The 26892-nt window shown below is 48.6% G+C and carries 18 protein-coding genes; 9 read left to right on the top strand and 9 right to left on the bottom strand.

What is annotated here, in order from left to right; genetic code table 11:
* Window positions 1–186: 186 nt before the first annotated feature.
* Window positions 187–699: a GAF domain-containing protein gene (locus CSQ88_RS09875; RefSeq protein ID WP_099397938.1), complete on the bottom strand. Its 513-nt coding sequence runs from the start codon at window positions 697–699 to the stop codon at window positions 187–189.
* A 650-nt stretch (window positions 700–1349) separates the two neighbouring features.
* Window positions 1350–3710 carry a 5-methyltetrahydropteroyltriglutamate--homocysteine S-methyltransferase gene (gene metE / locus CSQ88_RS09880; RefSeq protein WP_099397939.1) on the bottom strand — a complete coding sequence of 787 codons (2361 nt, stop codon included), beginning with the start codon at window positions 3708–3710 and terminating at the stop codon, window positions 1350–1352.
* Between the two features lie 441 nt (window positions 3711–4151).
* On the opposite strand from metE, the gene CSQ88_RS09885 reads away from it, so the two are divergent.
* The 3 genes from CSQ88_RS09885 (at window position 4152) to CSQ88_RS09900 (ending at window position 8138) form a co-directional block, all read left to right on the top strand.
* Entirely contained in the window at window positions 4152–5072 is a 921-nt protein-coding gene (locus tag CSQ88_RS09885) for a LysR family transcriptional regulator (RefSeq protein ID WP_099397940.1), read from the top strand.
* A 322-nt stretch (window positions 5073–5394) separates the two neighbouring features.
* Window positions 5395–6924, top strand: a complete 1530-nt coding sequence (locus CSQ88_RS09895) for a thioredoxin family protein (RefSeq protein WP_099397942.1) — start codon at window positions 5395–5397, stop codon at window positions 6922–6924.
* A 362-nt stretch (window positions 6925–7286) separates the two neighbouring features.
* On the top strand, window positions 7287–8138 hold the full coding sequence (locus CSQ88_RS09900; protein WP_180273618.1) for a GyrI-like domain-containing protein: 852 nt from the start codon (window positions 7287–7289) through the stop codon (window positions 8136–8138).
* Window positions 8139–8198: 60 nt separating this feature from the next.
* Here the strand turns inward: CSQ88_RS09900 and CSQ88_RS09905 are convergent, their stop codons facing one another.
* From CSQ88_RS09905 to CSQ88_RS09920, 4 genes are all read right to left on the bottom strand, one after another.
* Window positions 8199–10754 carry a TonB-dependent receptor gene (locus CSQ88_RS09905; protein ID WP_099397944.1) on the bottom strand — a complete coding sequence of 852 codons (2556 nt, stop codon included), beginning with the start codon at window positions 10752–10754 and terminating at the stop codon, window positions 8199–8201.
* Window positions 10755–11064: 310 nt separating this feature from the next.
* On the bottom strand, window positions 11065–12945 hold the full coding sequence (dsbD, locus tag CSQ88_RS09910) for a protein-disulfide reductase DsbD (RefSeq protein WP_099397945.1): 1881 nt from the start codon (window positions 12943–12945) through the stop codon (window positions 11065–11067).
* Between the two features lie 143 nt (window positions 12946–13088).
* The gene (locus tag CSQ88_RS09915) at window positions 13089–14924 is read right to left on the bottom strand and encodes a diguanylate cyclase (protein WP_218963061.1); all 1836 of its coding nucleotides are present in this window, start codon (window positions 14922–14924) and stop codon (window positions 13089–13091) included.
* Window positions 14925–15162: 238 nt separating this feature from the next.
* Window positions 15163–18597 (bottom strand): DUF748 domain-containing protein, encoded by a 3435-nt coding sequence (locus tag CSQ88_RS09920; RefSeq protein WP_099397946.1) that lies wholly within the window; start codon window positions 18595–18597, stop codon window positions 15163–15165.
* A 367-nt stretch (window positions 18598–18964) separates the two neighbouring features.
* Between CSQ88_RS09920 and CSQ88_RS09925 the strand changes: the two genes are divergently transcribed.
* The 6 genes from CSQ88_RS09925 (at window position 18965) to CSQ88_RS23570 (ending at window position 24281) form a co-directional block, all read left to right on the top strand.
* Complete coding sequence (locus CSQ88_RS09925; RefSeq protein ID WP_099397947.1) at window positions 18965–20080, top strand: hypothetical protein; 1116 nt, start codon at window positions 18965–18967, stop codon at window positions 20078–20080.
* Window positions 20081–20144: 64 nt separating this feature from the next.
* The gene (gene hslV, locus CSQ88_RS09930) at window positions 20145–20678 is read left to right on the top strand and encodes an ATP-dependent protease subunit HslV (protein ID WP_099397948.1); all 534 of its coding nucleotides are present in this window, start codon (window positions 20145–20147) and stop codon (window positions 20676–20678) included.
* A gap of 221 nt (window positions 20679–20899) precedes the next feature.
* Complete coding sequence (locus tag CSQ88_RS09935; RefSeq protein ID WP_099397949.1) at window positions 20900–21715, top strand: response regulator; 816 nt, start codon at window positions 20900–20902, stop codon at window positions 21713–21715.
* A 132-nt stretch (window positions 21716–21847) separates the two neighbouring features.
* Window positions 21848–22813, top strand: a complete 966-nt coding sequence (locus tag CSQ88_RS09940; protein ID WP_099397950.1) for a biotin--[acetyl-CoA-carboxylase] ligase — start codon at window positions 21848–21850, stop codon at window positions 22811–22813.
* A complete protein-coding gene (locus CSQ88_RS09945) occupies window positions 22810–23550 on the top strand; it encodes a type III pantothenate kinase (protein WP_099397951.1) in 741 nt (246 codons plus the stop codon). Before CSQ88_RS09940 ends, CSQ88_RS09945 begins: the two co-directional genes overlap by 4 nt.
* Window positions 23547–24281 (top strand): SPOR domain-containing protein, encoded by a 735-nt coding sequence (locus tag CSQ88_RS23570; protein ID WP_099397952.1) that lies wholly within the window; start codon window positions 23547–23549, stop codon window positions 24279–24281. Before CSQ88_RS09945 ends, CSQ88_RS23570 begins: the two co-directional genes overlap by 4 nt.
* Before the next feature lie 42 nt (window positions 24282–24323).
* On the opposite strand, the gene CSQ88_RS09955 is transcribed toward CSQ88_RS23570, so the two are convergent.
* From CSQ88_RS09955 to CSQ88_RS09965, 3 genes are read right to left on the bottom strand one after another with little or no spacing between them, the layout of a single operon-like run.
* A complete protein-coding gene (locus CSQ88_RS09955) occupies window positions 24324–24650 on the bottom strand; it encodes a hypothetical protein (protein ID WP_099397953.1) in 327 nt (108 codons plus the stop codon).
* On the bottom strand, window positions 24647–25993 hold the full coding sequence (locus tag CSQ88_RS09960; RefSeq protein ID WP_099397954.1) for a flagellar assembly protein T N-terminal domain-containing protein: 1347 nt from the start codon (window positions 25991–25993) through the stop codon (window positions 24647–24649). The genes CSQ88_RS09955 and CSQ88_RS09960 overlap by 4 nt, the downstream gene beginning before the upstream one ends.
* A complete protein-coding gene (locus CSQ88_RS09965; protein ID WP_099397955.1) occupies window positions 25994–26404 on the bottom strand; it encodes an LPP20 family lipoprotein in 411 nt (136 codons plus the stop codon).
* Between the last annotated feature and the right edge of the window lie 488 nt (window positions 26405–26892).

Consider the following 26892-nt stretch of genomic DNA (forward strand, 5'->3'; position numbering starts at 1 on the left):
TTAAGTAGTCAGATATTCGAATCGAATCTTCCAAATGTGCAGCTCTGCTCGCCATACTTCATGATTAATGAAAAAAAGAAATTATCTATCAATTATCCATCATTTGACTATAAAGTGAACAGCATTGAGGTCAAACCCCAATTAAGAACATGACATCGGTTTCCAATTTCTTCTTTTTACCTCCCCCTATACATGCACCGCCACAGCTCCAGGTATCGGCATCTCCATTTCCTGCACCACCAGCCTGGCCATATCTGACAGCATTTCTATTTCAAAATCCTGCAGTTTTCGGGAGGCTGGGTCGATCAGGCAGAGCGTGCCGAGGTTCATACCATTACTAGCCTTTAATGGCGCACCGGCATAGAAGCGGATTTTTGGCTCGCCGGTGACCAGCGGATTATCAAAGAAGCGCTCGTCCAGCAAAGCGTCTTCAATCACAAACACCCTATCTTGCAAAATAGCGTGGCCGCAAAAGGAGATATCACGCGGTGTTTCTTTGGCGCCCAGCCCGCAGGCCGATTTGAACCATTGCCGGTTTGTATCTATCAGGCTAACAACAGCAATTTGCACACGAAAAAATGCCGCTGCGGCGCGAGTGAGGTTATCAAAGCGCGCTTCAGGCGGCGTATCCAGAATCAGCAGCTCACGCAGCGTTTCTACGCGCAAGGCCTCATCGGGAGGGAATGCAGGCACCTGCATAACGTATCCTGTCTGGCATATAACAGATGCCATTGTACTCTTGAAAGCTGTTGGCTGGTCATGCTTAAGGTGACACCAGGTCGGGAAAAGTGGGTGTTTTCATAGGGCAGCTACTCGGCCGCACCAGCACACCAAATTAAACCTAATAAGTACGATGCATTTTTAGCGAGGTGGGTGAAGCCCGCGAGCAATCTTGAATAAAGACGCGGGTTTCACCCATATGCTCTAACCAAAGTCAAAAAGAACTTTTTAGTGCCTTCGGCACGTTGATTTTGGAGCGGTAGCCACCGCAGGGGCGTTCTTTTCTTGAACGGCCAAGAAAAGAACCAAAAGAAGGCCGCCCCACGAAGCACGAAACCCCTCGCTGCGGACAAGCGAGGCGGCGGCTGCGGACAAGCGAGGCGGCGGCTGCGGGACTCGCTTCGCTCAAACATCCTCGCCGAAACCCCGCCCCGCTTGTTCCTCGCTTCGGCGCGCTTCAAGGGGACTCTAAAAGCCCCGTGCAAAGAGCGTAGTCACTCGATTTTCGCTGTTTGCTGATGAAAACCAAGGTGGTTAGCGCCCATGAAGTTCTACCCGCTCTACGATAATTTAATCTTCAACTTTTTAGAATCCCCCCGCCCTTTGAGCAGAGGGGCTGCAAAGAGAGCTTAGTGGCAGGCACACGCCCCATGCACATGCGGCTTAGCCGGGATGCTGGCAAAGCTTGGCAGCTGGCCGTGCTCGGCTAAATGCTGACGCGCCTGGCGGGTGGCTTCCAGCATATTGGCAAGGGCCGCTTCGGTTTCCGGCCAGTTGCGGGTTTTCAGGCCGCAATCCGGGTTCACCCACAAGAGCTCAACCGGCACCACTTCAGCTGCTTTGGCGATCAGGCGCAGCATGTCTTCTACCGGCGGAATGCGCGGGCTGTGAATATCGTACACACCCGGGCCGACTTCATTTGGATACTTGAAGGTGCCAAAGCCGGTGAGCAATTCCATATCTGAGCGGCTGGTTTCAATAGTGATCACGTCTGCATCCATGGCGGCAATGGCGGGCAGAATATCGTTGAATTCCGAATAGCACATATGGGTGTGGATTTGCGTTTGATTGGCCACGCCAGATGCAGAGATGCGGAATGCCTCGGCAGCCCAGTGCAGATAAGCGGCCCAATCGCTCTTTTTAAGCGGCAAGCCTTCACGGAAAGCGGGCTCATCAATCTGGATAATGCCGATGCCTGCGGCTTCCAGATCCACCACTTCATCCCGAATCGCCAGGGCAATTTGCTGTGTGGTCACCGAGCGCGGCTGATCATCGCGCACAAATGACCATTGCAAGATGGTAACCGGGCCAGTCAGCATGCCTTTCATGGGCTTTTGCGTCAGGCTTTGCGCGTACTGGGTCCACTCTACCGTCATCGGCGTTGGGCGGCTTACATCGCCGAATAACACTGGCGGTTTAACGCAGCGGCTGCCGTAGCTTTGCACCCAGCCAAACTGAGTAAACGCAAAACCAGATAGCTGCTCACCAAAGTATTCCACCATATCATTGCGCTCGGCTTCGCCGTGCACCAGCACATCAATACCTAAGGCTTCTTGCTTTTCTACCGCAAGGCGGATTTCGGCTTGCATCTGTTCTACATAATCGTTTTGCGCCAGCGTGCCTTTTTTAAACGCCGCACGCGCCGCACGGATTTCCTTGGTTTGCGGGAACGAGCCGATGGTGGTGGTAGGCAATGGCGGCAAATTAAAACGCAGTTTTTGCTCGGCCTGGCGGGTAGCAAACACCGCATGGCGGCGGGCATCGCCCTCGCTCAAGGCTTGAATACGGGCGCTTACCGCTGGATTATGAATCCGTGGCGATGCCGCGCGTGAGGCGACTTTTGCGGCATTCGCGCTTAGCTCCGCGCTGACATCAGCTCCATTCAGGGCGCGTTTTAATACGCTGATTTCTTGTAGTTTTTGCTTAGCAAATGCAAGCCAGCCTTTTAACTCATCATCAAGCTTGGTTTCTTGGACCAAATCCACCGGCACATGTAAGAGCGAGCATGAAGCGCTCAGCCAGATATTGCGGCCTTGCAGTGCCTCTACTCGCGCCAGAATTGCGGATAAATCGCTCACCCAGATATTGCGGCCATCGACCACGCCCAATGATAAAACCTTGCTGGCTGGCCAATTGTTGGCAAACACGTCTAATTGCTGCGGTGCGCGCACCAGATCAAGATGTACACCGGCTACCGGCAAATCGCGCAGCAGGGCTGCATGGGCAGCAACCGATTCAAAATAAGTAGCAAGTAAAATTTTAGGGCCGGTATAAGCAAAGCTGCGATACACCGGCTCAAATGCGGCCAGCCATTCTGCTTCTAAATCTAAGCCCAGAATCGGCTCATCGAGTTGCAACCATTCCACACCTAATTTTGCCAAGCGCTCAAGGATGAGCGCATAGGCCGCCACAACTTTGGGCAACAGGCTTAGCTTATCAAAACCTGCCGTTTTGGCTTTGGCCAAATAAAGAAAGGTCAGCGGGCCGGGTAAGACCGCCTTCACCGCGTGCCCAAGGGAGCGTGCTTCTTCAATTTCATAAAAGAACCAATCTACCCCACCGGCAAAAGCAGTGTTTTCATCCAGCTCTGGCACCAGATAGTGGTAGTTGGTATCAAACCACTTGGTCATTTCTAAGGCTGGCTGCTCGGCATTGCCACGCGCCAGTTCAAAGTATTGTTTCAGGCTTAGATCCTTAGGGCTTAAACCACCGACCTCATCAAAACCAAAACGCGCAGGCAAAGCGCCCAATAGCGCGGAGGCATTCAGCATCTGGTCGTACCATGCAAAATCTCCCACGGTGACAAAATCCAGATCAGCGTCTTTTTGCCATTGCCAGTGCTGGCGGCGTAAAGCATTACCCGTTTGCGCCAAAGCGCTTTCATCAATCTCGCCTTTCCAGAATTGCTCAATCGCAAATTTAAGCTCGCGCTGTGCACCAATGCGCGGAAAACCAAGAATATGGGCCTTTGTAGTATGAGTAGTAGTCATCGCAATCTCTGTTTGTCATGAATATGATTTGTATCATGCCAGCGGAGTTGCTATGATTCAAATTCATTATTTTCATAACAATGATGAACAGCTCTCAATAAAAGTAATGTAGTTTACAACGAGCAAAACCCAAATCTTGAACCACAGAGGGCACGGAGAACACAGAGGGCCACGGAGAAAACCTAAGTTTTGTAAAGGAAACCTCAAAGCAGTTATCCCCGAGTGCCGTTATCAGAGATCCAACCAAGACACTAAATTCCCGAACACACACACGGGAATGACGACGTAACGCAGTTTCCAAGGATGGGTAGAACCATTTTGCATAACAGCAATAATTAATGGCTTAAGGAAACAGGATTCTGTCTTTCTCCGTGTAACTCCGTGTTCTCTGTGTGCTCCGTGGTTCAAGATTTGGGTTTTCAGTAAGCAAAAAAGGCCACCATGCAATCCTTACTCGAACTTCGCCACCTTAAAACCCTGCTCGCCATTCGTGAATCGGGCAATCTGACCCGTGCGGCGGAGCGTTTGCACTTGACGCAATCGGCGCTGTCGCATCAGATTCGCCTTTTAGAAGACCACTACGCCCTGCCGCTGCTGCTGCGTAAATCCAGCCCGCTGAAACTCACCGCAGCAGGGGAAAAACTGGCCCAGCTTGCGGCCGAGTTTTTGCCACGCATCGATCAGGCCGAGCGGGATATCGCTAAATTAAGAGAAGGCGAAGCGGGCCAGCTGCGTATCGCGGTGGAATGCCACACCTGTTTTGACTGGCTGATGCCGGCGATGGATGACTTTCGCGGCCACTGGCCGGAAGTCGAGCTGGATATCGTGTCCGGCTTTCATGCCGACCCGGTGCAGCTTTTATTTGAAGACCGTGCCGATCTGGCGATTGTGTCCGAGGCCGCTGATGAGCCAGGCATCAGCTATCAGCCGCTGTTCAGCTATGAAATGATCGCGCTGATTGCCAAGGATCACCCGCTGGCAACGAAGCCCTTTTTAAGCGCCGAAGATTTTGCTAATGAAACGCTAATCAGCTACCCCGTGCCGGACGATATGCTGGATTTAATCCGCAAAGTATTAAAGCCCGCAGGCATCAACCCCAAGCGCCGCACTACCGAGCTCACCGCCGCCATTTTACAGCTGGTCGCCAGCCGCCGGGGCATCGCCGCCCTGCCCAGCTGGAGCGTGCAGCATTATCTGGAGCGCGGCTATGTGGTGGCCAAACCCATCACCGAGCAAGGCCTGACATCCGACCTCTACGCCGCCATCACCCACGCCCAGACCGATACCGCCTTTGTAAAAGACTTTGTTACCACCACCCGCGAAGTCAGCCGCATCAGCCTGCCGGGGGTGACTTTGTTGTAAGCTTTTTAGAGGAGAGTAAGCAGGCGACCCGAATCCAGCGAGTGTTAGCTTTTTGCCGTTCGGTAATGCATGCGGTGCTTGCATTATTCACCGATAATGCAATGTGGCGCTTCGCTAAGCCCGTAAAATATTGGCCAGCTCCACAACGCTCATTTTTATCCTGAGCAAAAGACTATTCAGCATCACACAAATCATAGAGTGGCACCTGCCCCCCTTCCCCCAGCCTGTCTTCATATCGCAACAAACATCCTGAAATACCCACAATCTTTTATTCCCAATAAATATATCGGATAAGATACATACATCAAAATACGTATAAAGAATGCTCATCGTGAAACTCGCCAACTCCCTTGCTTTGCTCTTGATCAGTGGCAGCACTTTTGCCGCTTCTTCCTCTGCTCCTGCCGGTATCGCATGGGAGCAAGGTGATGTGGCTGCGGCTTTTGCCAAAGCCAAAGCCGAGAAAAAGCCGCTGTTTTTATACTGGGGTGCAACATGGTGCCCGCCTTGCAATCAGATTAAAGCCACAGTGTTTAATCAGCAGCGCTTTATTGATCGCACCAAACAATTTATTCCGGTGTATATCGATGGCGATAGTGCAGGCGCGCAAAAGCTGGCCAGCCAATTTAAAGTGCGCGGCTATCCAAGCATGATTTTGTTTAAGCCTGATGGCTCCGAAATCACCCGCCTGCCGGGTGAAGTGGATGCCGATCGCTACCTGAGCACGCTGGAACTGGGCCTCTCTAATGCACGCCCGGTTAAAGAAACGCTGAGCAGCGCGCTGGCCGGTGGCAAGCTCAGCAGTGATGACTGGCGCTTACTGGCCGATTACTCATGGGATTCTGATCAGGCGCAGCTGGTGCCCGAAGATCAGCTGGCTGCAACGCTTAAAACCCTGGCCAAATCTGTACCGGCCACTGAAAGCTACGCTTCAACGCATTTGCAGCTGAAAGCCATTGCGCAAGCAGCGGGTGATGAGAAAACAACTGGCCCGGCAGAAGAGCTTGCGCTGGTGCATAAAGTGCTGGCTGATAAGCAGCAAACGCGCGATAACTTTGATGTGCTCGTCAATAGCGTCACCGAAATTGTCAGCTATTTAAGTAAGGCGCAAACCAGCGAGCGCAGCAAGTTAAGTGAGGCTTGGAATAAAGCCCTGCAACAACTGGCGCTGGATAAAACGCTATCGGCCAACGATCGCTTAAGCGCACTCACCAGCCAGGTGGCGCTGGCCAAACTGGATGCAGCCAAAGACAGCAAGCTGGCAGCCCCCATCATTAAAGAAGTGCTTGAACGCGTGGCAGAGGCAGACAAAACCACCACTAATGGCTACGAGCGCCAATCGGTGATCAGTACTGCGGCTTACACACTCAGCGAAGCAGGCTTGCTGGATGAATCGGATGTCTTACTTAAAGCCGAGCTAAAACGCTCGCACGCGCCTTACTACTTTATGCTCTCCTTAGGCTCTAATGCCAAAAAACGCGGCGATAAAACCGCGGCCTTAGGCTGGTATGAAGAAGCGTATAAAAAGTCCGAAGGCCCGGCCACCCGTGTGCAATGGGGCAGCAGCTATGTAAGCGCACTGGTTGATCTGGCACCGCAAAATGAAGAGCGCATCGAGCAAACAGCGCAAGGCATTTTGAAAGAAGTCGCCGTCACACCCAATGCCTTTTACGAACGCAGCCGCCGCTCTATTGAAAAAATCGTCAATAAGCTCGCCACTTGGAATAAAGACAAACAGCACGATGCAGCAGTTGGCCGTGTGCTGACTCAGCTTGATGGTATCTGCAGCAAGCTGCCAGCCAGCGATCCGCAGCGTGGTATTTGCCAGGACTTACTCAAGCCTAAGGCTTAATCCATAGCGACAAAAAGCGGGCACTGCCCGCTTTTTGCTGATGCGTTTTCCACAGGCAGCAACGCCTCCCCCCCCAAAAAAACACCGGTTCCAGACAAAACTTCTGCTATCCAAGCGGCAATAAGCTTCTGATCTGTTAACTGCAGCAGCGCTCCTTCCTTCCCCCCAAGCTTTTTCCCTCATTCAGATAATCTGTATTTATTACTCTGCATGACCTGGCACATCGCCAACTGATCACGCGCATAAACGCAAGCCTGCAATTTATCTGTATCACTTGCCAAGGCGTATCAGGCAAAATCTCCTCAAAACTTCGCAACCTATATCAATCGTATCTGCTTAATCTGCAAGGCATGGAGAGAGGGATGAGAAAACCAACGGTAGAGGATTATGGGCGGCGGCTGATGCGGGTGGTCAATACCATCTGGCAAGACCCCACAGCGTCGTATTCAATTGAGCAATTAGCGGGCATTGCGCATTTTTCGCCGTTTCATTTTCACCGTATTTATCGTGAAATGATGGGCGAAACGGTCAACGCCACTCAGCTGCGTATGCGTTTGCTGTATGCATCGCGGCAATTAGCCCAAGCGAACGATATTCCCTTAATCCGCATTGCTCAGCGTGCGGGATATCAAAGCAGCGCGGCATTTGTGCGCTCTTTTGCTGCCGCGCACGGCATGCCACCCGGGGCTTACCGCAGGCAAAGACTCAGCCACATCCATTCTCAAATTAATCAGGAGCTTGGTATGTATAACGTTGAATTTCGTAAACTTGATACGCCGATTCACTTAGCCGCCAGCCGCCATCATGGCTCTTATCTGAAGATTGGTGAGGCCTTTGCACGGTTGCAATTATCTAAAACAGCACTGCCTGTTGATCCACAACAAGTGCGCTGGTTTGCCCAATACCATGATGATCCGCAGAGTGTGGCCGAGGCAGAGTTACGCTCTGATGCCTGCGTAGAAATCAAAGCCGGTGGCGATTTGCCTGATGAGCTGGCACGCACGCAAATCCCCGCCGGGCGTTACGGGGTGATTGAGCATCGTGGCCCCTATAGCGAGCTGCAGCAGGCTTATCACTGGCTGTTTGGGGTATGGCTGCCACAAAGCGGCGAGCAGCCTGCCAATGTGCCCGTTATCGAGCAATATCTGAATTTGCCACACAATACCCCGCCTAAAGATTTACGTACCGAGATTTGGGTGGCGCTGACAGCGTAATCAGATTCAATAATGACCCGCAAGCAGGCCCAAAGACCTGCTTTTTATTTTAATGACTCATTAAAGCTTGTAATCAAAGCCAATAAATCCGTAGCGGCCTGATGTGGTACCGTTATATCCGCCACCATCAACAGAGTATGGTGCAACTTTATCAAACAGATTATTTACACCCAATACAAAAGAGGTATTTTTATTGAGCTGATAACCCGCAGATAAATTAAACACGGTATATGAAGGCAAATAGCCATCCGGATTACTGCTGTTTTCTGGTAAATCAGCTGCATCATGCACACGGGCATACGTTTTGGCGGTTAAAGTGGCATCGTATTCTGCATACTGATAGCCCAGCGAAATCCGGTTAGACCAGTCAGGATTATTATATCCACCCGTACGCTCTACAGGATCTGTTCCTTCCAGATCAGAGCTCTTATAACTTAACAGGTAGCTGAATTGATCCCGGAATGTAAACTTGCCCCAGCCATTGGTTTTATAGGCAAAATTGAAATCCACATCAATACCTGATGTATCAATTTGGCCAATATTGGCTAAAGGTAAATCAATTACTTCGATTTTACCCCTGGTTAAACCTGGATAATTCTTTAATTCATCCGGATCCAGCGCCAGGCGTTTAATTAATTTGCCCATAGCAGGATTGCTGTCTTCGTGATCAATCACATACTGCGGATCCAGGCGTGCAATTGCATCATTTTGCTTAATACTGTACCAATCAATGCTCAGTGACAGGTCTTTTAGTGGCTGAAATACAAAGCCCAGCGTTAAGTTATTAGATGTTTCAGGTTTTAATTCCGGATTGCTGCGGCTGTTTAAATCAACCCTGCCGATGCATTCGCCGTTTGGAACACCCATTGGCTTGCAGCGGGCCCAGTCATTATAAAAGTAATAGCTTGAAGTAGGCGACATGCCTAGTTGCTGCAAGCTGGGCGCTCGGAATGTGCTTGTGGCCGATCCGCGTAATAACAGAGATTCAACAGGGCGATAAGCAACAGCTACTTTAGGCGATGTTGCCCCGCCCACATCGTCGTAATGGTCATAACGCAATGCAGCTTGTATTTCCAGGTTTTTTAATACCGGGATATTTAATTCACCATAGATTGATTTAACCCAGCGGCTGCTCTCTACGGTGCTGTCTTCAACCGCTTTTTCTTTTAAAATATTCACACCGGCTGCAAAACCAACATCCCCCCCCGCTAATTGAAACAGTGAAGAATGAGATACACGCGCATCACCAATTAATAAAGATGCAGTGCCTTCACGATAACGGGATGTAATTAAGGCGTTGGCTAATTCAACCGGATTATTGGCCACAAATGGATCATATCCGCCCTTTTTAAAGGCAGCAGTAATTTTTGCAGCGTCAGCGCGATCTCTCGCCTGGCTGCTTTTATTGCTGCTGTAAGTTAAAGCAGTTTCACCATCCCAGCCCCCCAGCGAGGCTTTAGCCCCTAAAACAGCACGCAGCGTATCGCTGTCTACATTATTTTGCGCTAAACCCGCTTCATAAATACGGCGGGTAACGGTGATATCCTTGCCATTTGTTTTTACACCGTTAATCACATCTTTATACGCCGCATCACCCGCTTTAATGACTGCTTGTGCCGCGGGAATAGAAAGCGGCCAGCTTTCAAATGCTTGCCTGTCCTGACCAATACCCAGCTCGGCAAACAATAATGCATCATCACTGATCTGATAGTTATAAAGCGCATTGGCATTTAAGCGCTTTATATGTGCACTGCGATAAAGATTTTCATTAGAAAAGCATTTCTGGTTGCCAAATTGATCAGTCACAATTTCGCCATTGCCTTCGCAGCCTGGCAACAGAGTCGTTGTTCCCCCTTTAATTTTATAAGCGCCACCATGCAAACCGGTAAAGCGATTATCTGCCCCGCCTAATCCACGTTTATCCAGATTTTTGCTTGCATCATGCTTATTATCAAGAGTCGGTTTTTTATCCGTTACATCCAGCGTGACTAATAAATTCTGATTATCTTCATTTAAATTACCAAAGCCAGCAGCAATGCCCAATACTAAATCCTGGCCATCACCCGCAAAGTTTTGTCCGTATTTACCCGTAAGCGAAACGCCTTGAAAATTGCGCTTGGTTTTAAAATTAATCACCCCTGCCACTGCATCCGAGCCATAAATCGCCGCTGCACCATCATAAAGCACTTCAATTTGCTCGATGGCAGAGAGCGGAATATTGTTCAGGCTGACCGGGCTGGTATCCACATCAGCAAAGCCATTGGGCGCTAAGCGACGGCCATTCAATAAAATCAACGTATTTTTAGCGCCCATGCCCCGCAGGCCCACGGTACTGGAGCCTGGTGCAAACCGGCCGCCATCGGTGGCAAATTCTAAGGAAGCTTTAGGCAACAGGTTATCCAGCGCTTCTACCACGGTGGTGGCACCGGATTTTTCAATTTCATCACGCTTGATAATGGTGACCGGCGACGGGCCTTCCTTATTAATACGTTTGATATTGGAGCCCACCACCTCAACGCGTTCAACCTTATTCGTTGGAAGATCTGCAGCGTAAGCCAGAGTAGAAGCCGTGATCTGAGCAATCACCATCGTCAGTAGTTTTGGTCTGAAATGCATGTCGTCCCCTTTGACTGATAAAAAGCGCTCGCTTTTTATGTCTATTAGTTATAAAAGATATTATTTATATATCAATAAACAAAATTTATCATAAAGGTGACAAATGATGACAAGCAAATAATTTAAAACCCTGACCTTTGCAATAACACTTTGATTTATATATAAAAAAAATTATTATAAATTTGCATTACTGCAACAATGGTTTATTTAATGCAAAGTAGTCGGTAAAAAATAAAAACCCCGCCAGATTCGCAATTGCGATGGCGGGGTTTTATATAAAATATTCTATAGATAGAATAGAATAGAATATTTATTTCTCCAACACCTGATCCAGTAATTGCTTAAATGGTTCGGCAGATTTAAAGCCAATACTGCTTTGCAGCTCTTTACCTTCTTTATTAAAGAAAATAATTCCAGGCGGGCCAAATAACTTAAAGCGCTTTAATAATGCTTTATCGTCTGCTGTATTGGCGGTGACATCCACCTGTAATCGTCTCATTTGCCCCATTCTGGCAGCGACTTCCGGATTTGAAAAAGTCAGCTTTTCCATTTCTTTACAAGAAACACACCAATCCGCATAAAAATCGAGCATTACCGGCTGATTTGTTTGCGCTAATTCCTGCTCTAACTGGCTTAAGGTCGTAACCTTGCTAAATGGGGGATATGACTCTGCTTTAGCCTGTGCCTGCAGGCCTTGCAAAGGCTGCAGCGGATCACGCCCGCCACTGAGTGCGCCAATCAATAGAGCAGATCCTGCCAGAAGTGCAATCACCCCCAGCCCTTTGCAAAAACGCGGCCAGCCTTTGCTGTCTGCCGGAAGCGGATCAATCGCCCGCAAAAAGATGGCAGATATAATCAATAGCGCAGCCCATGCCAGCATGGCAAATACTGCGGGCAATACCGGGGATACCAGCCAGATCGCTACAGCCAGTAATAAAACACCGAATACTTTTTTAATGTTTTCCATCCATGCCCCGGCACGCGGCAGGGCCGATGCGGCGCAGGCCACCATAATCAGCGGCACGCCCATGCCCAGCGCCATCACAAACAGTGCCGCCCCCCCCAGTACCGCGTTATGCGTTTGCGCTATATAGAGCAATGCACCTGCCAGAGGTGCTGCCACACAAGGCCCGACAATCAGCGCCGATAAGGCGCCCATCATCAACACGCCCAGCAAAGATCCACCCTGCTGACGATTGGCGCTGCCAGAGATTTTGCTTTGCAATGATGCGGGCAATTGCAGCTCATAAAACCCAAACATCGATAAAGACAGCAGCACAAACACCAGTGCAAACGCGCCTAATACCCAGATGTTTTGCAAAGCAGCAGAAAGCATAGAGCCAGATAAACCGGCGGCCACGCCTGCCGCGGCATAACTGACCGCCATACCCAGCACATAAAAAAGAGATAAAACAAAGGCGCGTTTTTTGCTGATCTGATCGCCATGGCCAATAATAATCCCCGATAAAATCGGGATCATTGGAAACACGCAGGGCGTTAAAGCCAGTAAAAGACCAAAGCCAAAAAAGCTGAACAAAATCAGCGTGAGATTGCCACTGCCCAGCAATGAATTGATTTGCCCGGTATCACTTGCCTGCGCCAAAGGGGCTGCTACGGCCGGGGCAACCGCACTGACCAGCACTGCTGACGCCACAACACTTGCGCTGGCAAGTGTCTCTTTAGCCAGCTCTTTAATCACTGGGGTTTCAGTATTGACAGCAGGCTTAATGACAGAGGCCAGCACCGCCACAGCTGAGGCTTTGCTGCGCGCCACAGCGGCCAGCTTAATATCTGCAATCTGGGTAATAGGCGGATAACAGAGGCCCGCATCTGCACAGCCCTGTGCAATCACGGTTAATTTAAATTGCTGAGCGACAGGGTTTTTAATCTGCACAGGCAGGACTAATTGCCCGCGATAGGTTTCTACCTTGCCAAAATTGGGATCATCGTGCGGCAATGAGGCAGGAAAATCGATCTCTCCCAGCTGCACGCCCTGATCTGCAGAAATTTTCAGCTTATTTTTGTAAAGATAATAGCCCTGAGCAATCGCAAAACGCACTTCCACCGTTTGGTGATCGCGTGCGCTGGCGCTCATTTTAAGGGCCTGCTCAGGCTCTAAAAATTCGGGATCAGGCTCTGCCCATGCCATCATCGAGATGACACACAACAGCGCACTGAGGATCTTCAACATGGGGTTTTCTCTCTTTAGCCAGTAAACAGGCATAGAGTTTAATTGTTATTATATTTTTAACACTAAGACTTTTTAGTTATTTAAAAGCAAAGATACTTAAATAAACCGCCAGAATACTTGCACGCTTTATCAGCAAAGCCCATTCAGCCCTTAAGCGCATCCAGCAAAACGACACAATTCTTACCCTGATGCTTGGCCTGATAAGTGCCATCATCCGCCCTTTTCACCAGGCTTTTGGCATCATCGCCTGTCACGAACTGGCTCACGCCAATACTTACCGTGCAATGTAAAACCAAACCCGGTGCGGGCCTTTGTATCTGATCTTCAAAACGCTGCCTCAGGCGCTCTGCCACATTAATGGCATCCTCGCTGCGTGTTTCCGGCAACACCACAATAAACTCTTCACCACCATAACGATAAGCACTATCCATTTCCCGCAAGCAGCCCCTGATCACCATGGCCAGAGACTGCAACACTTTATCGCCTTCCAAATGCCCGTACTGATCATTCACTTTTTTAAAATTGTCAATATCCATTAAAAGCAAAGTGAGCGGCCTGCCATAACGCCTTGCCCGTTCGATTTCTTTTTCTATGTTTTCATAAAAGTGCCTGCTGTTAAATAAGCCGGTCATACCATCAGTAATGCTCAGATCCCGATAGCGGGCCTCACTGGCTTTTAAAGCTTCTTCGGCGAGACGGCGCTCGTTCATATCCTGCAATGTTTCTATGGCCCCCACCACTTTGCCATCCATATCACGCAAAGGGGCGGCCGTAAAAAAGACCCATTTGCCTTCAGTGCCAAAATGGGCGAAAAAATCCTCTGCCTCAAAAACACCTTCAATCAGGCGTGAAGGACGAAATTTACCGTGATAAAACTGATCAACATCGTCTGCCATCGCACCATTCATAATTAAATCAGCCATCACGGGGCGCTCGCTCGGGTAAAAAGCCCGCCACTGCTCATGCGTGCCAATCACATCACTTGCAGCAAGCCCTGTAAGCGCTTCGCATGCCCGGTTCCAGTGCGTTACAGTGTGATCCCGGTCAATCACAAAAGTCGCCACAGAGCTGCCATCGACAATCTGCGCTAAAAAAGCTTCACTCGCCTGAAGCGCCGCTTCAACCGCATGCCTGCGGGTGACATCCTGCAAGGTTTCCATCGCACCAACCACCTTGCCACAATCATCCCTGATCGGCGTAGCCGTGAAATAAATCCACCTGCCGTCTTCCCCCATATGCGCAAAAAAATCTTCAGCCTCAAACACGCCTTGATTATTAAAAGAGACAGACACCTTGCCCGGGTAAAAGGCCTTCACCTTCTGCTCTAAAGCATCTTCAAGCATTAAATCGGCCAATACAGGCCGTGGCTCAGAGTAAAAAGCCTGCCACTGATTAGAAGTACCAATCATTTCAAATGCTTTTTTGCCTGTAAACACTTCACAAGCCTGATTCCAGTGCGTGACCTGATGATTGCAATCAATCACAAATGAAGCCACCGGGCTGCCTTCTACAATCTGGCTTAAGCTTAGCCTGTGCTCTATCATGTTCAGCTCTGCACTAGTCCGTGCATGCTGGTCCCGGCTTTCATTAATGACCCGCAATAACACAATAGGCAGCAGCACCAAAAAACCACCTTCAGCATCTTTAATCAGAAAGTGCTCGTTTTTTAATTGCACAGCCTGTTTAATCCATGCCTCACGCCCTGCAGGTGCCAGCATCACAACGGGCAAATTCTGGCTAATCTGGATTAACTGCCGGGCGTACTTCAGATGGCTTTCAGCCAGATCAATCACCAGAACATCGAAAGAAAAATCTTTAGACCGGAGTACCTGATCAAGCTGCATTAAATCCCGGCATTCATGAATTGTGCAGGGCAGATCACTATCCTGCATTCCACGGATCAATGGCGCACTATCTGCATACTGACCGAGCAGCAAGAGTATTCTGATTTGTGAAGGCGATTCACCATACAACAACATAAAAGCCCCAATGCGCATCAAATCCAGAGAAAGAAACACTCGTATAAAGCCCAAAACCAAGGAGAATACCCCATCAGTAAAGGTGCTTTTAAGTTGCATTACAAGCAAAAATCTGTTGAACCTGTTGAACGTTAAATACGGGCTCTTTTTATGCCAATCACTACTCCAAAAAATCTGCCAATACAGGCTGTAAGCTAAAATAGCCGCACTGCTAATTAATTGACTCAGGCATTTAAATCTATTTTAAATCAAACTTTACTTGTGGCCTTTGCTCTGAGCCCTGCCCAATCAGCGCTTTCACCATAAATAAGCGGGCTTCATCTACGCCTGCAGCCAGCAAACCGGCTTTAACCTGCAGCGCACGCCTCTGGCCAAGGGCATTTAAATCATCGTTTTTAATATCCGTATGTTCAAAAATCAGTTTTTCCATTTCAGCTACAGACAATGATTTATCCATACCAATAAAATTAGCGGGCTTATCAAATTTTTCACGCTTATAAACTTTTCCCAGCAAATCCGGATATTCATCTTTACCAATGATGAATTCGTTGTCGTCTTCACTCAGCTTATTACCAAGACCAGCCAGTTTGATCTGCCGTATTTTTCTTTGTAAATCTTTAGCCTTTAACCCTTCTTTATCCAGTACCGGATTCAGCACGCTTTGAATGTCTAATTTTAATCCTGGGCGCTCTGCCAGTACTCCGGCAAGTTGTTTGATACTGAGATCTGCCTTATCATCAATTTTATCACTGCCTGCAGCAAACTCAATATGCGAAAGCGTTGCTCCCTCATGCCCCATTGCATTTGCAAGCGCATCAAAAGGAGATGTAACTATTTTTTCTAATACATTAGCCACCACCTGCCAAAGTATGCCTGATATGCTGAATTGTGGATCTTCTAATGATCCCTCAATCGGCAAATTTAAATTAATCTGGCCACGCCGGTCGGTTAATAAAGACAGTGCCAATTTAACAGGCAATTGAGTGGCATCGGCACTCTCTATTTTTTCTTCACTTAATGTAAGCTGATCTAAAAATATTTTATTTGTGGCTAATAATTTACTGCCTTCAATTTTATAAGCAATATCCATCGACATTTTCCCTTTCTCTACGCCATAGCCTGCATACTTGGCCGAGTAAGTTGAAGCTGATGTCAGATCGTAGTTTTTTACCCCGCCTTTTAAATCTAAATATATTTTCTCAGATAAGGGGTTAAGCGTGCCACTCACTTGCATGGGCGCTGTTTTATCTACAAAGCCATGTAAATCCAGCTGAGCACGGGCACTTTCTACACTGGATAAGCCATAAATCACTCCGCCCATCTTATTTAAATTAGCCGTAAAGTTAGGCTTGATAAAGAAATCGCTGTAACGGATATCTCCGTTACTGAACACTACTTTTTTAATATTAACAGGCGCCAGCCGCTCTGAGGCAGGCGCAGATGCAACAGCGCTGGCCGTATTTGCCTGAGCAACTGATACTTCTTTACCATCATGCACCACAATGTCCTGTAAATTTAATCTTCCGGAAGAAGATAAAATAAGCCGTGAAAAATATTTATCCAGCTCAATCTCAGCAATATCAACTTTCAGGGGCACAAGCGACGCGTCAATTCCTTTAATATCCAAACGATTCCATTTTAAAAAGGCAGTGGACGTCTGTTTATCTAGGGCATAAAAATGATTAATACTGAATGCGCCCCGATAACGGCCATTGAACTTTGGCTTAGTTGCTAACTGCAAATTACCCTTAGCATTTAATAAGCCTCTGGCTAATTCAATATTAAGGTACTGAGTAAAATAGGGCTGTAAAAATGCGGCATCTGCATTGCGTAAATCAAGTGCAATTTGTGCAGAAAAGGGCAAATGAATAATGCCTGCATCCACATCAATCAAACCACGATTTCCCCAATGACCACTGAGCTTTAATTGCCCTTTACTGCCAGGCTCAGTATCAAAATGATCAAATACCAGAGAAATATCCCGGACAGGAACAGGGGGGGCTTTTACTATCCGCTGATCAGAAAAATCAAGCGCCCAATCTTTTAATGAAATTTTACTGATTTGCACATGCCAGGGAGCAGCAGGCTTTGCTGCAGCCTGCTCAGCCGGTAACAGTGCATTAAAATTAAACTGACCATTGGCTAACCATTCTGCGCCTAATAATCCTCCTTCACTTTCAACTGCCAGCGCCTTCACCGACTTTTCTGCCGAATCTGAATTAAGCCCCTGCACTGAAAAATGATTTACTTTTAATAATGATTTTTTTTGTTCAGGCAAATGCAGAGCAAACTGATTGAGCCTGATCTCTGTTTCTTTTACAGACCAGGCCAATGGCGCTTGAGAAAAATGTATGGTGCTGTGTACATCAAGCCGGCCATCACTGATTTCGCCTTTAAAATAGGGTGCAAGCAAAGCACCATATTTGGCCAGTGCAGCAGCCTGAATATCCAGCTTGCCGTCAACGAGTAAAGGCTGTGCTGATATTTTTATATCTGCGGAAAATTGCTCGCCATCATCGGTTTGCGCAGAAAGCTGCACAGGGCTGTTTTTTCCGGGCTTACTTGAAAAAGCAGATAAATTGAGTTTTATGCCATTGAACTGATAATTCTGATAACGAATTTTGCTGTTTAATACGGTTATTTTTCCTATTTCTAAATCAGCCTTGCTCTGATCAGCACTTGCCTTACTTTCTAATGCCTGCTGCCAGTTCAACTGGCCCTTTTCATTTTTTTCAATCGCTGTATCCAGCCCATCCAGACGGATATCAGCGATATGATACCGGCCAGATAATGGCTCTATACTTTTTAAATCAACAGATAAGCTGTCTATATTAATTAAAGGCTGATCCTGCAGAGAAGCGCTGAAGTGATCAAGCCGCAAAGGCCCACTGATACTCAGTTTTGTTTTTTCTTTTTCTATATCAAAATGCAGGCTGATCTGCCCGGACAAAGATGCAGACAATAGTTTTATATCATTGGGAAGCCTGACGTACTGAGCGTATTGCTGCAAATTTAAGTTTTTAAAATCAAAAGTAAACTCTGTGTCTTTACTGCTTGTAAAAGGTTTGCTTTTTGCATCCAGCTGAAACCGAGTGCCATTCAGCTCACCAGAAACCCGGGGTAAAATATATTCATTAACACGGTGGGCCAGCGTAGATATAAAAGGCAGTGCCACCTCTAAGTGCTTTATTTTTTGCTTTGCATTTAAAAACTGATCATCAAAATCAAGGGATCCATTTTCAATTTTAATATTATTAATTGCAAATTTCGCCAGCTCACTCTTTGTATTTTTATCTTTTGAAAAATGCTCAATTAAATCAGAGAAATTATACTCATGCTCTTTTGTTCTGATTATTTTTATAACAGGTGAATGAAGTGTAATTTCTCTGATAACCGGGGCTCTTTTCCATAAAGACGCCCATTCAAAATCAAGCTCTAAAAAATTAAAGTCAACAAACGGCTCAGTATTTTCTTTGATGCTGACATTTTGCAAGGTTACAGTGAGTGTGAAGGGATTAAAGTCTATTTTTTCAATCTGCACATGACGATGCAAAGCAGCAGATGCAAAAGTTTCGATCCGGGGCCTCGCCCACTCAGGAAGAATCAAACCAGCAATCAAAACGAGTACGGTAAGTAAGCCGCCCCAAAGCAACATCCAGCGTTGGATTTTCATGCGATTTTGCGCTCCGTAAGTGAATGCTCTGTGCTCTTAACTACTATTTTAGACCCATGCTAAAACATTGCCTGTTCACACATAAACAAAAACCCTAGCTAAGCATATAGCGAGCGACAGCAGGCACTTTAAGTCTGGAAGAACAGTACAACAAACCAAAAACTTACAAGTTATAAAAAAACATGCACAGGCCTCAAAAGAAACATGACGAACAGTGAAAGTAACTGAGCAAATGATCACTTGCGCCCATCTGCTGCAGACCTTCACTTTGCGTTAAACAAAAATAATCCGCAAAAAACACGCTAAAAAGCTTAGAATTAAAGGGCAATTAAACCGGCGGCACGCCTATTCATACTGGATTATCAAAGTGGCATTTTCATTTATCCGTAAGAAATTTACCCCAAATGTACCCGCTCATTTATCCGCAGTTGAAGTTAATGAAAACACCCGCACGCCAACTGCAGAGCCGGATTTTAATCTTGCACAGCTCAGCATTGAAGTGATCGATAATGAATCGCAGCTCACACCGATTCAGGAAGAAGCGGCCATGCTGCATAGCGGCGGGCAAAGCGAATTAGCCTTACAACTATTACAGACAGAAATAAAAAAAATAGCGGGATTGCGCCAGACTGAAACATGGTTAATGCTATTTGAATTATTACAGCAACATAACAATAAATCACTTTTTGATGAAATTGCTTTGCAATATGTTTTGGAATTTGAAAAAACGCCGCCCGCATGGCGTGAAGTCAGTGCACATAATGACAATGAGCAATCCAATTACTATCTATTTCCGGCGGTTTTAAGCAGCCTGCAAATTGATCAGGAAATTGCTTCATTTGAAGCCGCTTGCAAAAATTGCCATCACTTGCGAATGGATTTAGCAAGGGTCACCCAGATTGATACCATTGCCGCGGCAGAATTACTCGCGCTGTGGCAGCGTTGCGCCAAAAATAACATTCGTTTGCAATTATCAGGCCGTACAGAAATTGAGCAGCTGCTGCGTAAGCGCATTCAAACCGGCCGGGCCATTCCGGCGGAAGCGCCACTTTGGCTGCTTCTGATTGAATTACAGCAAATACAGGGCCTGCAGGACGAGTTTGAAAATCTGGCCGTTGATTATGCAATTACCTTTGAAGTTTCCCCTCCTTCATGGATTGCTACAGATCGCTTGCCCGATCTTCCTTTGCCCGCTGAAATTAATTTACCCGCCCAGCCTGCAGACCGCTTACTGATTGCGGGAGATTTGCTCAATACCAAGCCAGAAAAAATAGCTGTTATTCGTGATTTTGTGCGCTTGCATGAATTTCCGGTGCTTGATTTTAACGCCGTGCGCCGCCTTGATTTTGATTCCGCCGGGCAACTTCTGGGCCTTTGTATGGATAATCCACAGCAAATTACCTTTTGTAATGTCAACGCCCTGGTGCTGGCCTTGTTCCGCATCATGGGCATTACCGAGCTTGCTGTGTTGTCCTTATCCTGAAGCACTTGTAATTTAGCAACCCAGCCGCCACATCAGGCTTATACGATTATTGCGGATTAAGAATATGGAACAATTTGATGGCACAACGATCGTCTCGGTTCGCCGGGGCGATCTGGTTGCAGTTGGTGGCGACGGCCAGGTTACGCTGGGCAATGTGGTCATCAAGGGCACTGCGCGTAAAGTGCGTAAGCTATACAACGACAAAGTGATTGTTGGCTTTGCCGGTGGCACCGCCGATGCATTTACCTTGTTTGAACGCTTTGAGGCAAAGCTGGAAAAGCATCAGGGCCATTTAACCCGCGCGGCAGTAGAGCTGGCTAAAGACTGGCGTACTGATCGCATGTTGCGCCGTCTTGAAGCCATGCTGATCGTTGCAGATAAAACTGCCACACTGATCATTACAGGCAATGGCGATGTTTTAGAGCCCGAGCACGGTATTGCGGCCATTGGCTCCGGAGGTGCTTTTGCCCAGTCTGCCGCCCGTGCCCTGCTGGAAAACACGGATCTTGCACCTGAGGTGGTCGTTAAAAAAGCACTGGAAATCGCCGGTGAGATTTGCATCTATACCAATCAAAACCATACGATTGAAACGATGTAGTTCCCTGGACTTGTGCGGCCCCGCAAAGGCGGCCTGTACAGCCACGAATCAAAGCCCTCCCCATGTAATGCCCGCGTAAATCATTACGCGGGCATTTTTTATTTTGCAAGATGGCCCGTTAATTATCGCCACGCCATTTGTAAAAGTTGATCCGTATTTATTTTATCTAACAAAACTGCGACAGCCAGCTATAAAGAAAAGTAATTTTTGGATGAGAAATCATGGCTAAACACTTTTCTATCAGCGAGTTACGGGTTATTTTGCTGGAACCATCACCAGCACAGAATAAACTGATTACTGCCAAACTTAAATTACTCGGGATTAGCGATATCATTTCTTTTGAGCTGGCGTCCCAGGCCCTTGCTTCACTCAAAACAGATAACAGCCCAAATTTAATCCTGAGCGCCCTCTATTTAAAAGATATGACGGGCATTGATTTACTGACCCAGCTGCGTAATAACCCGGATACCCAGGATATTGCTTTTGTACTGATTTCCAGCGAAACCCAGCCCAAAGTGCTGGAGCCTCTGCGCCAGCTGGGAGCCTGTGCGATTATTCCCAAGCCCTTTACCTCTGAAAATCTTGATCACGCGCTTTGCGTTTCCCTTGATTATCTTTCTGAAGATTTAACGCTGGATCAGGATGATCTGGATTTGGATATGCTGAGAGTTTTACTGGTGGATGATTCAAAAGCCGCCCGTAATTATATGAAGAAAGTATTGGAAAACCTGGGCGTTCGTAATATCAAAGAGGCGGCCAATGGGCACGAAGGCGTGCAAATGCTGGAAGAATCGGTATTTGATTTACTCATCACCGATTACAATATGCCCGAAATGGATGGCAAAGAGCTGATCGAGTTTGTGCGTAAAAACAGCTGGCAAAGCAATATTCCCATTTTGATGGTTTCATCTGAAAGCGACGGAGGCCGGCTTGCCGCAGTGACCCAGGCAGGCGTTTCCGGAATCTGTGACAAGCCCTTCGAGCCCTCGGTTGTGCGTGGCCTGCTGGAAAAAATCCTGCGTGATCAGCAGCCATAAGCGGCGCTGAAACAATCTGATGCCCCGCAGCGGATCAATTTATCGCCCCTTTTCCAACTCATTTAAGCCTCCTTTACGCCTTATGCAGCCAAGCAGGTGGAGCTTAGCTCTGCTTGCCGCTAGAATGTCGCCATGTTGCATACACTTACACTTCTTCGTCAGCTTAAGGCCCATGAATTTACCTCTGGTGAAGCCATTGCCAGGCAGCTGAATATCTCCAGATCCGCGGTTTCCGGCGCACTGACACGCAGCGTCGATTACGGCGTTGAGCTGGAGCGCCGCCATGGCGTGGGCTATAAACTCACTCAAACCCTTGAGTGGCTGGATCATGATCAAATCAGCCGCCAGCTCACCCCCCACAGCCCTTTTAAGCTGCAATTAACCGATGAAATTGATTCGACCAACCGGGCGCTGCGCCAGGATAATGCCGCTCCGGGCACCGTGCTGGCTGCCGAATGGCAAAATGCCGGCCGGGGGCGCTTGGGCCGGCAATGGGTTGGCAGCTTAGGCGGCAGCCTTTTGTTTTCCCTTGTCTGGCGTTTTAGTGGCGGCATGACCCGGCTGGCGGGTTTAAGCCTTGCCGTTGGCATTGCACTCACAAGAGCGCTTGAGAAAAAAGGCTACGCGGGCATGGGGCTGAAATGGCCCAACGATGTGCTCTGCGCCAAAGGCAAACTGGCGGGTATATTAATTGAGCTGTCAGGCGATGCCCTGGGCCCGGCCGATGCGGTTATTGGGATTGGCTTAAATTTGCGCCTGTCTGATGCTGAGCGCCTGAATGCCGATCATGCCGCCGACCTCAGCGATTGCCCCGGCCCTGTGCCCGATAGAAATGCCCTGCTTGCGGCCATATTAAACGAGCTGGCCGATATTCTGCCCCGCTTTGATCAGGATGGTTTTGCGCCGCTCCGGGCCGAATGGGAGGCACGGCATCTGTGGCAAGGCGAACAGGCAAGATTGATTTCGCCTGATGGCAAAGAAAACCGTGGCCGTATTATTGGTGTGGCAGAAGATGGCGCATTAAGAATGGCAGGAGAAGATGGCTTAAAAATAGCCTATGCAGGCGATGTGAGCTTACGCAGGGAAAACGCATCATGAAAATGCTCTTAATTGATCTGGGTAATACGCGCATTAAGTGGGCCTATCGTGAAGGCGATATTCTTTCCACAGAAGGCTTCATCCTCAATACCGATTTTAATCAGCTGCTACAGCAGCTAATTGCCCTGCCCCAGCCCGATATTATTCATGGCTGCACGGTAGGCTCGCCTGAGCTTGCTACCCGGCTGGATGAGTTTTGCGGGGCACAGTGGCAGCGTAGCATTGAATGGTTGCAAGTCAGCCGTGAAGCACTGGGCATCCAAAATGGCTATCGCTATTTAGAGCAGCAGGGGCCGGATCGCTGGGCTGCGGTTTTAGGCGCGCGCAGCCTGTTTCCTGATAAAGCCCTGTTGATCGCCAGCGCTGGAACGGCTCTTACAGTGGATGCACTCACCGAAGATAATGAATTTTTAGGCGGCATGATCCTGCCCGGTTTACGCCTGATGAAATCTGCATTAGCACAGCAAACAGAGCGTTTAACAGTCAGTGATGGTGCTTTTCATGATTTTCCGCGCTGCACAACCGATGCCATTCAAACCGGCTGTTTAAGCGCTCTGGCTGGCAGTATTATGGCCATGCATGCCCGCTTGTCTTTACGGGGTGACACACCGCTTTGTATTTTATCGGGCGGAGATGCCGCCGCAATTGCTCCGCTTTTAAGCGCTTATCAACCCATCATTGCCGAGCAGCTGGTGCTGCACGGCCTTGCAGCCCTAGCCCGGAATAACGCTTCATGAAATGGTTTTGTGCTCTGTTACTGGCTGCCAATCTATTGCTTTGGGGCTATCCTTCACGGCCCGTTGCCGCACCGCGCTTAAACGCGGAGATCAATGCAGATAAAGTAAAGCTGATTGCCAGCCTGCCTGTACAAGTTGTTAGCCGGCCAGCCTCACCGGTTGAGGCGCGCGAAATTGCAGCCGCCAGCGCTGCCATTGCAAAACCCACACCCAAACCCACACCAGTCCCAACACCAACACCAACACCAACACCCACCCCTGCACCCAAAGCAGAGATCGTAACGGCCTGCATGCGCTGGAATGGCATTGGCCAGGAGCAAACCGATACCATGCGGGCCCGCTTAAAAGCACTGGGCATCAGCAGCACAGAAACTGTCGTCAGCGGCAAAGTATGGGTTTATATCCCGCCACAAACTGATATTGAGCTTGCAAAGAAAAAAGCACAGCAGCTTAACGATCAGGGCGTGCAGGACTATTACGTCATCAATAATGGTGGCCGCTGGCAGAATGCCATCTCGCTTGGGGTATTCAGCAGCCGTGAAGGTGCAGACCGCCGTTTAAATGAGCTTAAGGAGCAGGGCGTGAAATCTGCCGTCGTCAGAGAGCGGGACGACAGCCCAACCCATGTCACCTTTGCTTTACGTAAGGTTTCTGCAGATCAGCAGCAAAAGCTGGAGAAACTGAACAATCAGCTAAAAGGAGCACAGCTACAGCAGAGCAAATGCTCCTGAGTCATGCGCTTATTCTGAGAGAATGAGCAGAGCAAAAGCATACTATGGGTAGCTGTATAAACGCCAGCGCAGCTCGTTTTCCTGACTGGTGCTTAATTTTGGCTCGGCAGCAGCGGGCACAGCCCCTGGCATCACAGCAGAGCGGGTCAGCATTGTGGCGGGTAAAGTTTGTACATGGGGCTCCGGCCTCGCCATCACAACGGGGCCATTGTTTCTGGGGGCACTATGTGCTGCTGCAGGTGCATGGGCGGCTTTCGCCCGTGAATGCCCGGGTTTTCTTATGTGACGGCTTGAGTTATAAGACGACGCTTCAACGCAGCTCATGATCAGTAATAAACTAAGCGCAATTGCAACACGCAGGGCATTCATCTTGATTCCTTCATACTAAAACGCACGTAATCACCCACTTCCGGGCAGATGCTGCCATTTTCTAAAATTGCGATCGCAAATAAAGGCTGAACCTGGGTAACGGTTACCGCACTCAGCAACGACTCTGGCGTGCCTAAAGACATGCTACTGTCCCCATTCACAGCAGCCACTAACTGATTAGGGCCGCTTACCCTGAATAATTGCAATTTATCGCCTTTATTTACTCTTGCAGTGCTTCCGGCATCGATATAAATACGGTCTTTTTCTACCCGGCTGATCCTTGCTGCAAAAGCCTGGCAGGCCAGAACATCATCCACACCTGCCACAATTTGCTCCAGCTGCTTCTCAACCATTTTACCAAAATCAGTTTCGTAAAAGCGGCGTGAGCCAAACACATTATCCCTGCTTTGAATCACATCCCCGCTCGCCGAATCAGCAAAGCGCTGCTGCTTTAATAACGCCCCGCTGGCACCATCAAACACATAGACATCGGCCTCAAAACGGCGTGAAGAAGGACTGATTTTTACGCCCAGCTCGGCCAGTGACGGCACCCAGCCATTAAATTTAAGCATAGGAATATTCGGGCTAATTTTACGCTCGCCAGTGCGGACGTCATTTCCCCATGCAAGCCCGATCTGCTCACCAGAAGCACCCAGATCGCGAATCACGCCACCCACTACAAATTGAGTGCCATAGCGGCGCGCCAGTTCTCTGACCCGCTCTGGCTGCAAAACCGGATCATAAAAACCGGGTTGCAAATTAAAAGCAGCCTCATTCACCGTGCGCTGTGGCAAATAATGATCCGAAGCCGATAACATACGGCTCAGCTCTTGCTGCAAACCATCCTGAAAATGGGAAATATCGTTGGCATCAACGGGGTTTTGCAGCTGAAAATGCGCGAGCAGCAGTTTTTTCCGATAGGCAAAATCAGATTGTGCACATTCGCGCACAGGCTGCCTTGCCAATCCCTGCGGTGCGCTGCCTGCATTTGCAACAGAGGCCGGTAGAGAGGCCGCTGTTTTTTCTGCAGGAACAGGCTCTGGCTTAGGGTTCGTTTCTATCATCACATGATAAAAACTGCCTTCACGCCACTCCCTTAATAATTGATACCGGTCCAGCGTTTGTACGGGGTAGACGCGCTGCAGCTCACTGACCCGGCCATTTTCAACGTGGCTGCTCGCCTCAACTTTAGCCCCATTCCACAATGAAGCCTGCATCAGGGCATCCTGAATCGCCTCTTGCCTCGCCATAGGAATCCCTCCCACGCCGATTGCGGATAAACCTTCAATTTCTGCAGCACAGGCATGAAAGGCCAGAAGCAAGAGCACACAAGCTTTAAGCAATTAACGGCCCCGCATCGCAAAATAATTCTGGTTGGATGATTCTGCCACCAGCTTAGACATGTCTAACTCTAATACGGTCTCGTAAGCGCCTTCTGGCAAGGCATTCATCGAAACCACCCGCGCACCGCGAAGATAGGCATCAACATAAATGCGGAAGCTATCATTTTGCACCGCCAAAGCCGCCACCGTGCTGTTACCTGCCAATCTGAACCCCTGCACTGTTTCGGCCAGCGCACGATAAGCATCCAGCTTTGAGGCACGCATCGACATTAGGCGGCGCTGCGCGCCGGATAAGCCCTCGATTTGAGGCGGGGCACCATAACCAGCAGCGCTTACCAGCCCTTCTTCAGCAAAAGCCGAGCTCACAGCCAGCAAAGTCGCAAGCGACACCAGAATATGTTTGATCCGCATTTTTATACCGCCTTATCTTTAGAGCTGAATTAACTTTAGCATAACGGCCGCCCTGCATTATCTGACTAAAGAGCAGGCCCATCACTGCGTTATCGGCAAGAATCAGGAAAAATAAAGCCGTTTTCTGCGAAATAAACCATTAAGCGTAGGAAAGGCGGAAATGTGAGGTGGGGGAAACACCAAGTGCGCTAACCAAAATCAAAAACAAGAATTTTTAGTGCCTTCGGCACGTTGATTTTGGAGCGGTTAGCCACCACGAAGTCTATGATTTCTGCTTCGCCAAGAAACGAAGCCAAGCGACAAACTCAAAACCACGAAAACCCATGCACTGCGGACAATCGAGTCGGCGGCAGGCGGGATTGGCTGGATCCTCGCTCCCAAGCGATCCCCCGCCCCGTTTGTTCCTCGCTCCGGCGTGTTTCAAGGGGACTTTAAAAAGCCCTATGCAAAGAGCGTGGTTACTATGCTTCTTCGCTGCTTGCTAATGA

It is taken from the genome of Iodobacter sp. BJB302, assembly GCF_002735645.1.
GTDB lineage: Bacteria > Pseudomonadota > Gammaproteobacteria > Burkholderiales > Chitinibacteraceae > Iodobacter.

Coding starts and splice junctions, on each gene's coding strand:
- CSQ88_RS09935 (WP_099397949.1), top strand. CDS start 20,900: ATGGCTAAACACTTTTCTATCAGCGAGTTACGGGTTATTTTGCTGGAA.
- dsbD (WP_099397945.1), bottom strand. CDS start 12,945: ATGTTGAAGATCCTCAGTGCGCTGTTGTGTGTCATCTCGATGATGGCA.
- CSQ88_RS09965 (WP_099397955.1), bottom strand. CDS start 26,404: ATGCGGATCAAACATATTCTGGTGTCGCTTGCGACTTTGCTGGCTGTG.
- hslV (WP_099397948.1), top strand. CDS start 20,145: ATGGAACAATTTGATGGCACAACGATCGTCTCGGTTCGCCGGGGCGAT.
- CSQ88_RS09940 (WP_099397950.1), top strand. CDS start 21,848: ATGTTGCATACACTTACACTTCTTCGTCAGCTTAAGGCCCATGAATTT.
- CSQ88_RS09915 (WP_218963061.1), bottom strand. CDS start 14,924: ATGTTGTTGTATGGTGAATCGCCTTCACAAATCAGAATACTCTTGCTG.
- CSQ88_RS09945 (WP_099397951.1), top strand. CDS start 22,810: ATGAAAATGCTCTTAATTGATCTGGGTAATACGCGCATTAAGTGGGCC.
- metE (WP_099397939.1), bottom strand. CDS start 3,710: ATGACTACTACTCATACTACAAAGGCCCATATTCTTGGTTTTCCGCGC.
- CSQ88_RS09895 (WP_099397942.1), top strand. CDS start 5,395: ATGCTCATCGTGAAACTCGCCAACTCCCTTGCTTTGCTCTTGATCAGT.
- CSQ88_RS09955 (WP_099397953.1), bottom strand. CDS start 24,650: ATGAATGCCCTGCGTGTTGCAATTGCGCTTAGTTTATTACTGATCATG.
- CSQ88_RS09885 (WP_099397940.1), top strand. CDS start 4,152: ATGCAATCCTTACTCGAACTTCGCCACCTTAAAACCCTGCTCGCCATT.
- CSQ88_RS09900 (WP_180273618.1), top strand. CDS start 7,287: ATGAGAAAACCAACGGTAGAGGATTATGGGCGGCGGCTGATGCGGGTG.
- CSQ88_RS23570 (WP_099397952.1), top strand. CDS start 23,547: ATGAAATGGTTTTGTGCTCTGTTACTGGCTGCCAATCTATTGCTTTGG.
- CSQ88_RS09920 (WP_099397946.1), bottom strand. CDS start 18,597: ATGAAAATCCAACGCTGGATGTTGCTTTGGGGCGGCTTACTTACCGTA.
- CSQ88_RS09875 (WP_099397938.1), bottom strand. CDS start 699: ATGCAGGTGCCTGCATTCCCTCCCGATGAGGCCTTGCGCGTAGAAACG.
- CSQ88_RS09905 (WP_099397944.1), bottom strand. CDS start 10,754: ATGCATTTCAGACCAAAACTACTGACGATGGTGATTGCTCAGATCACG.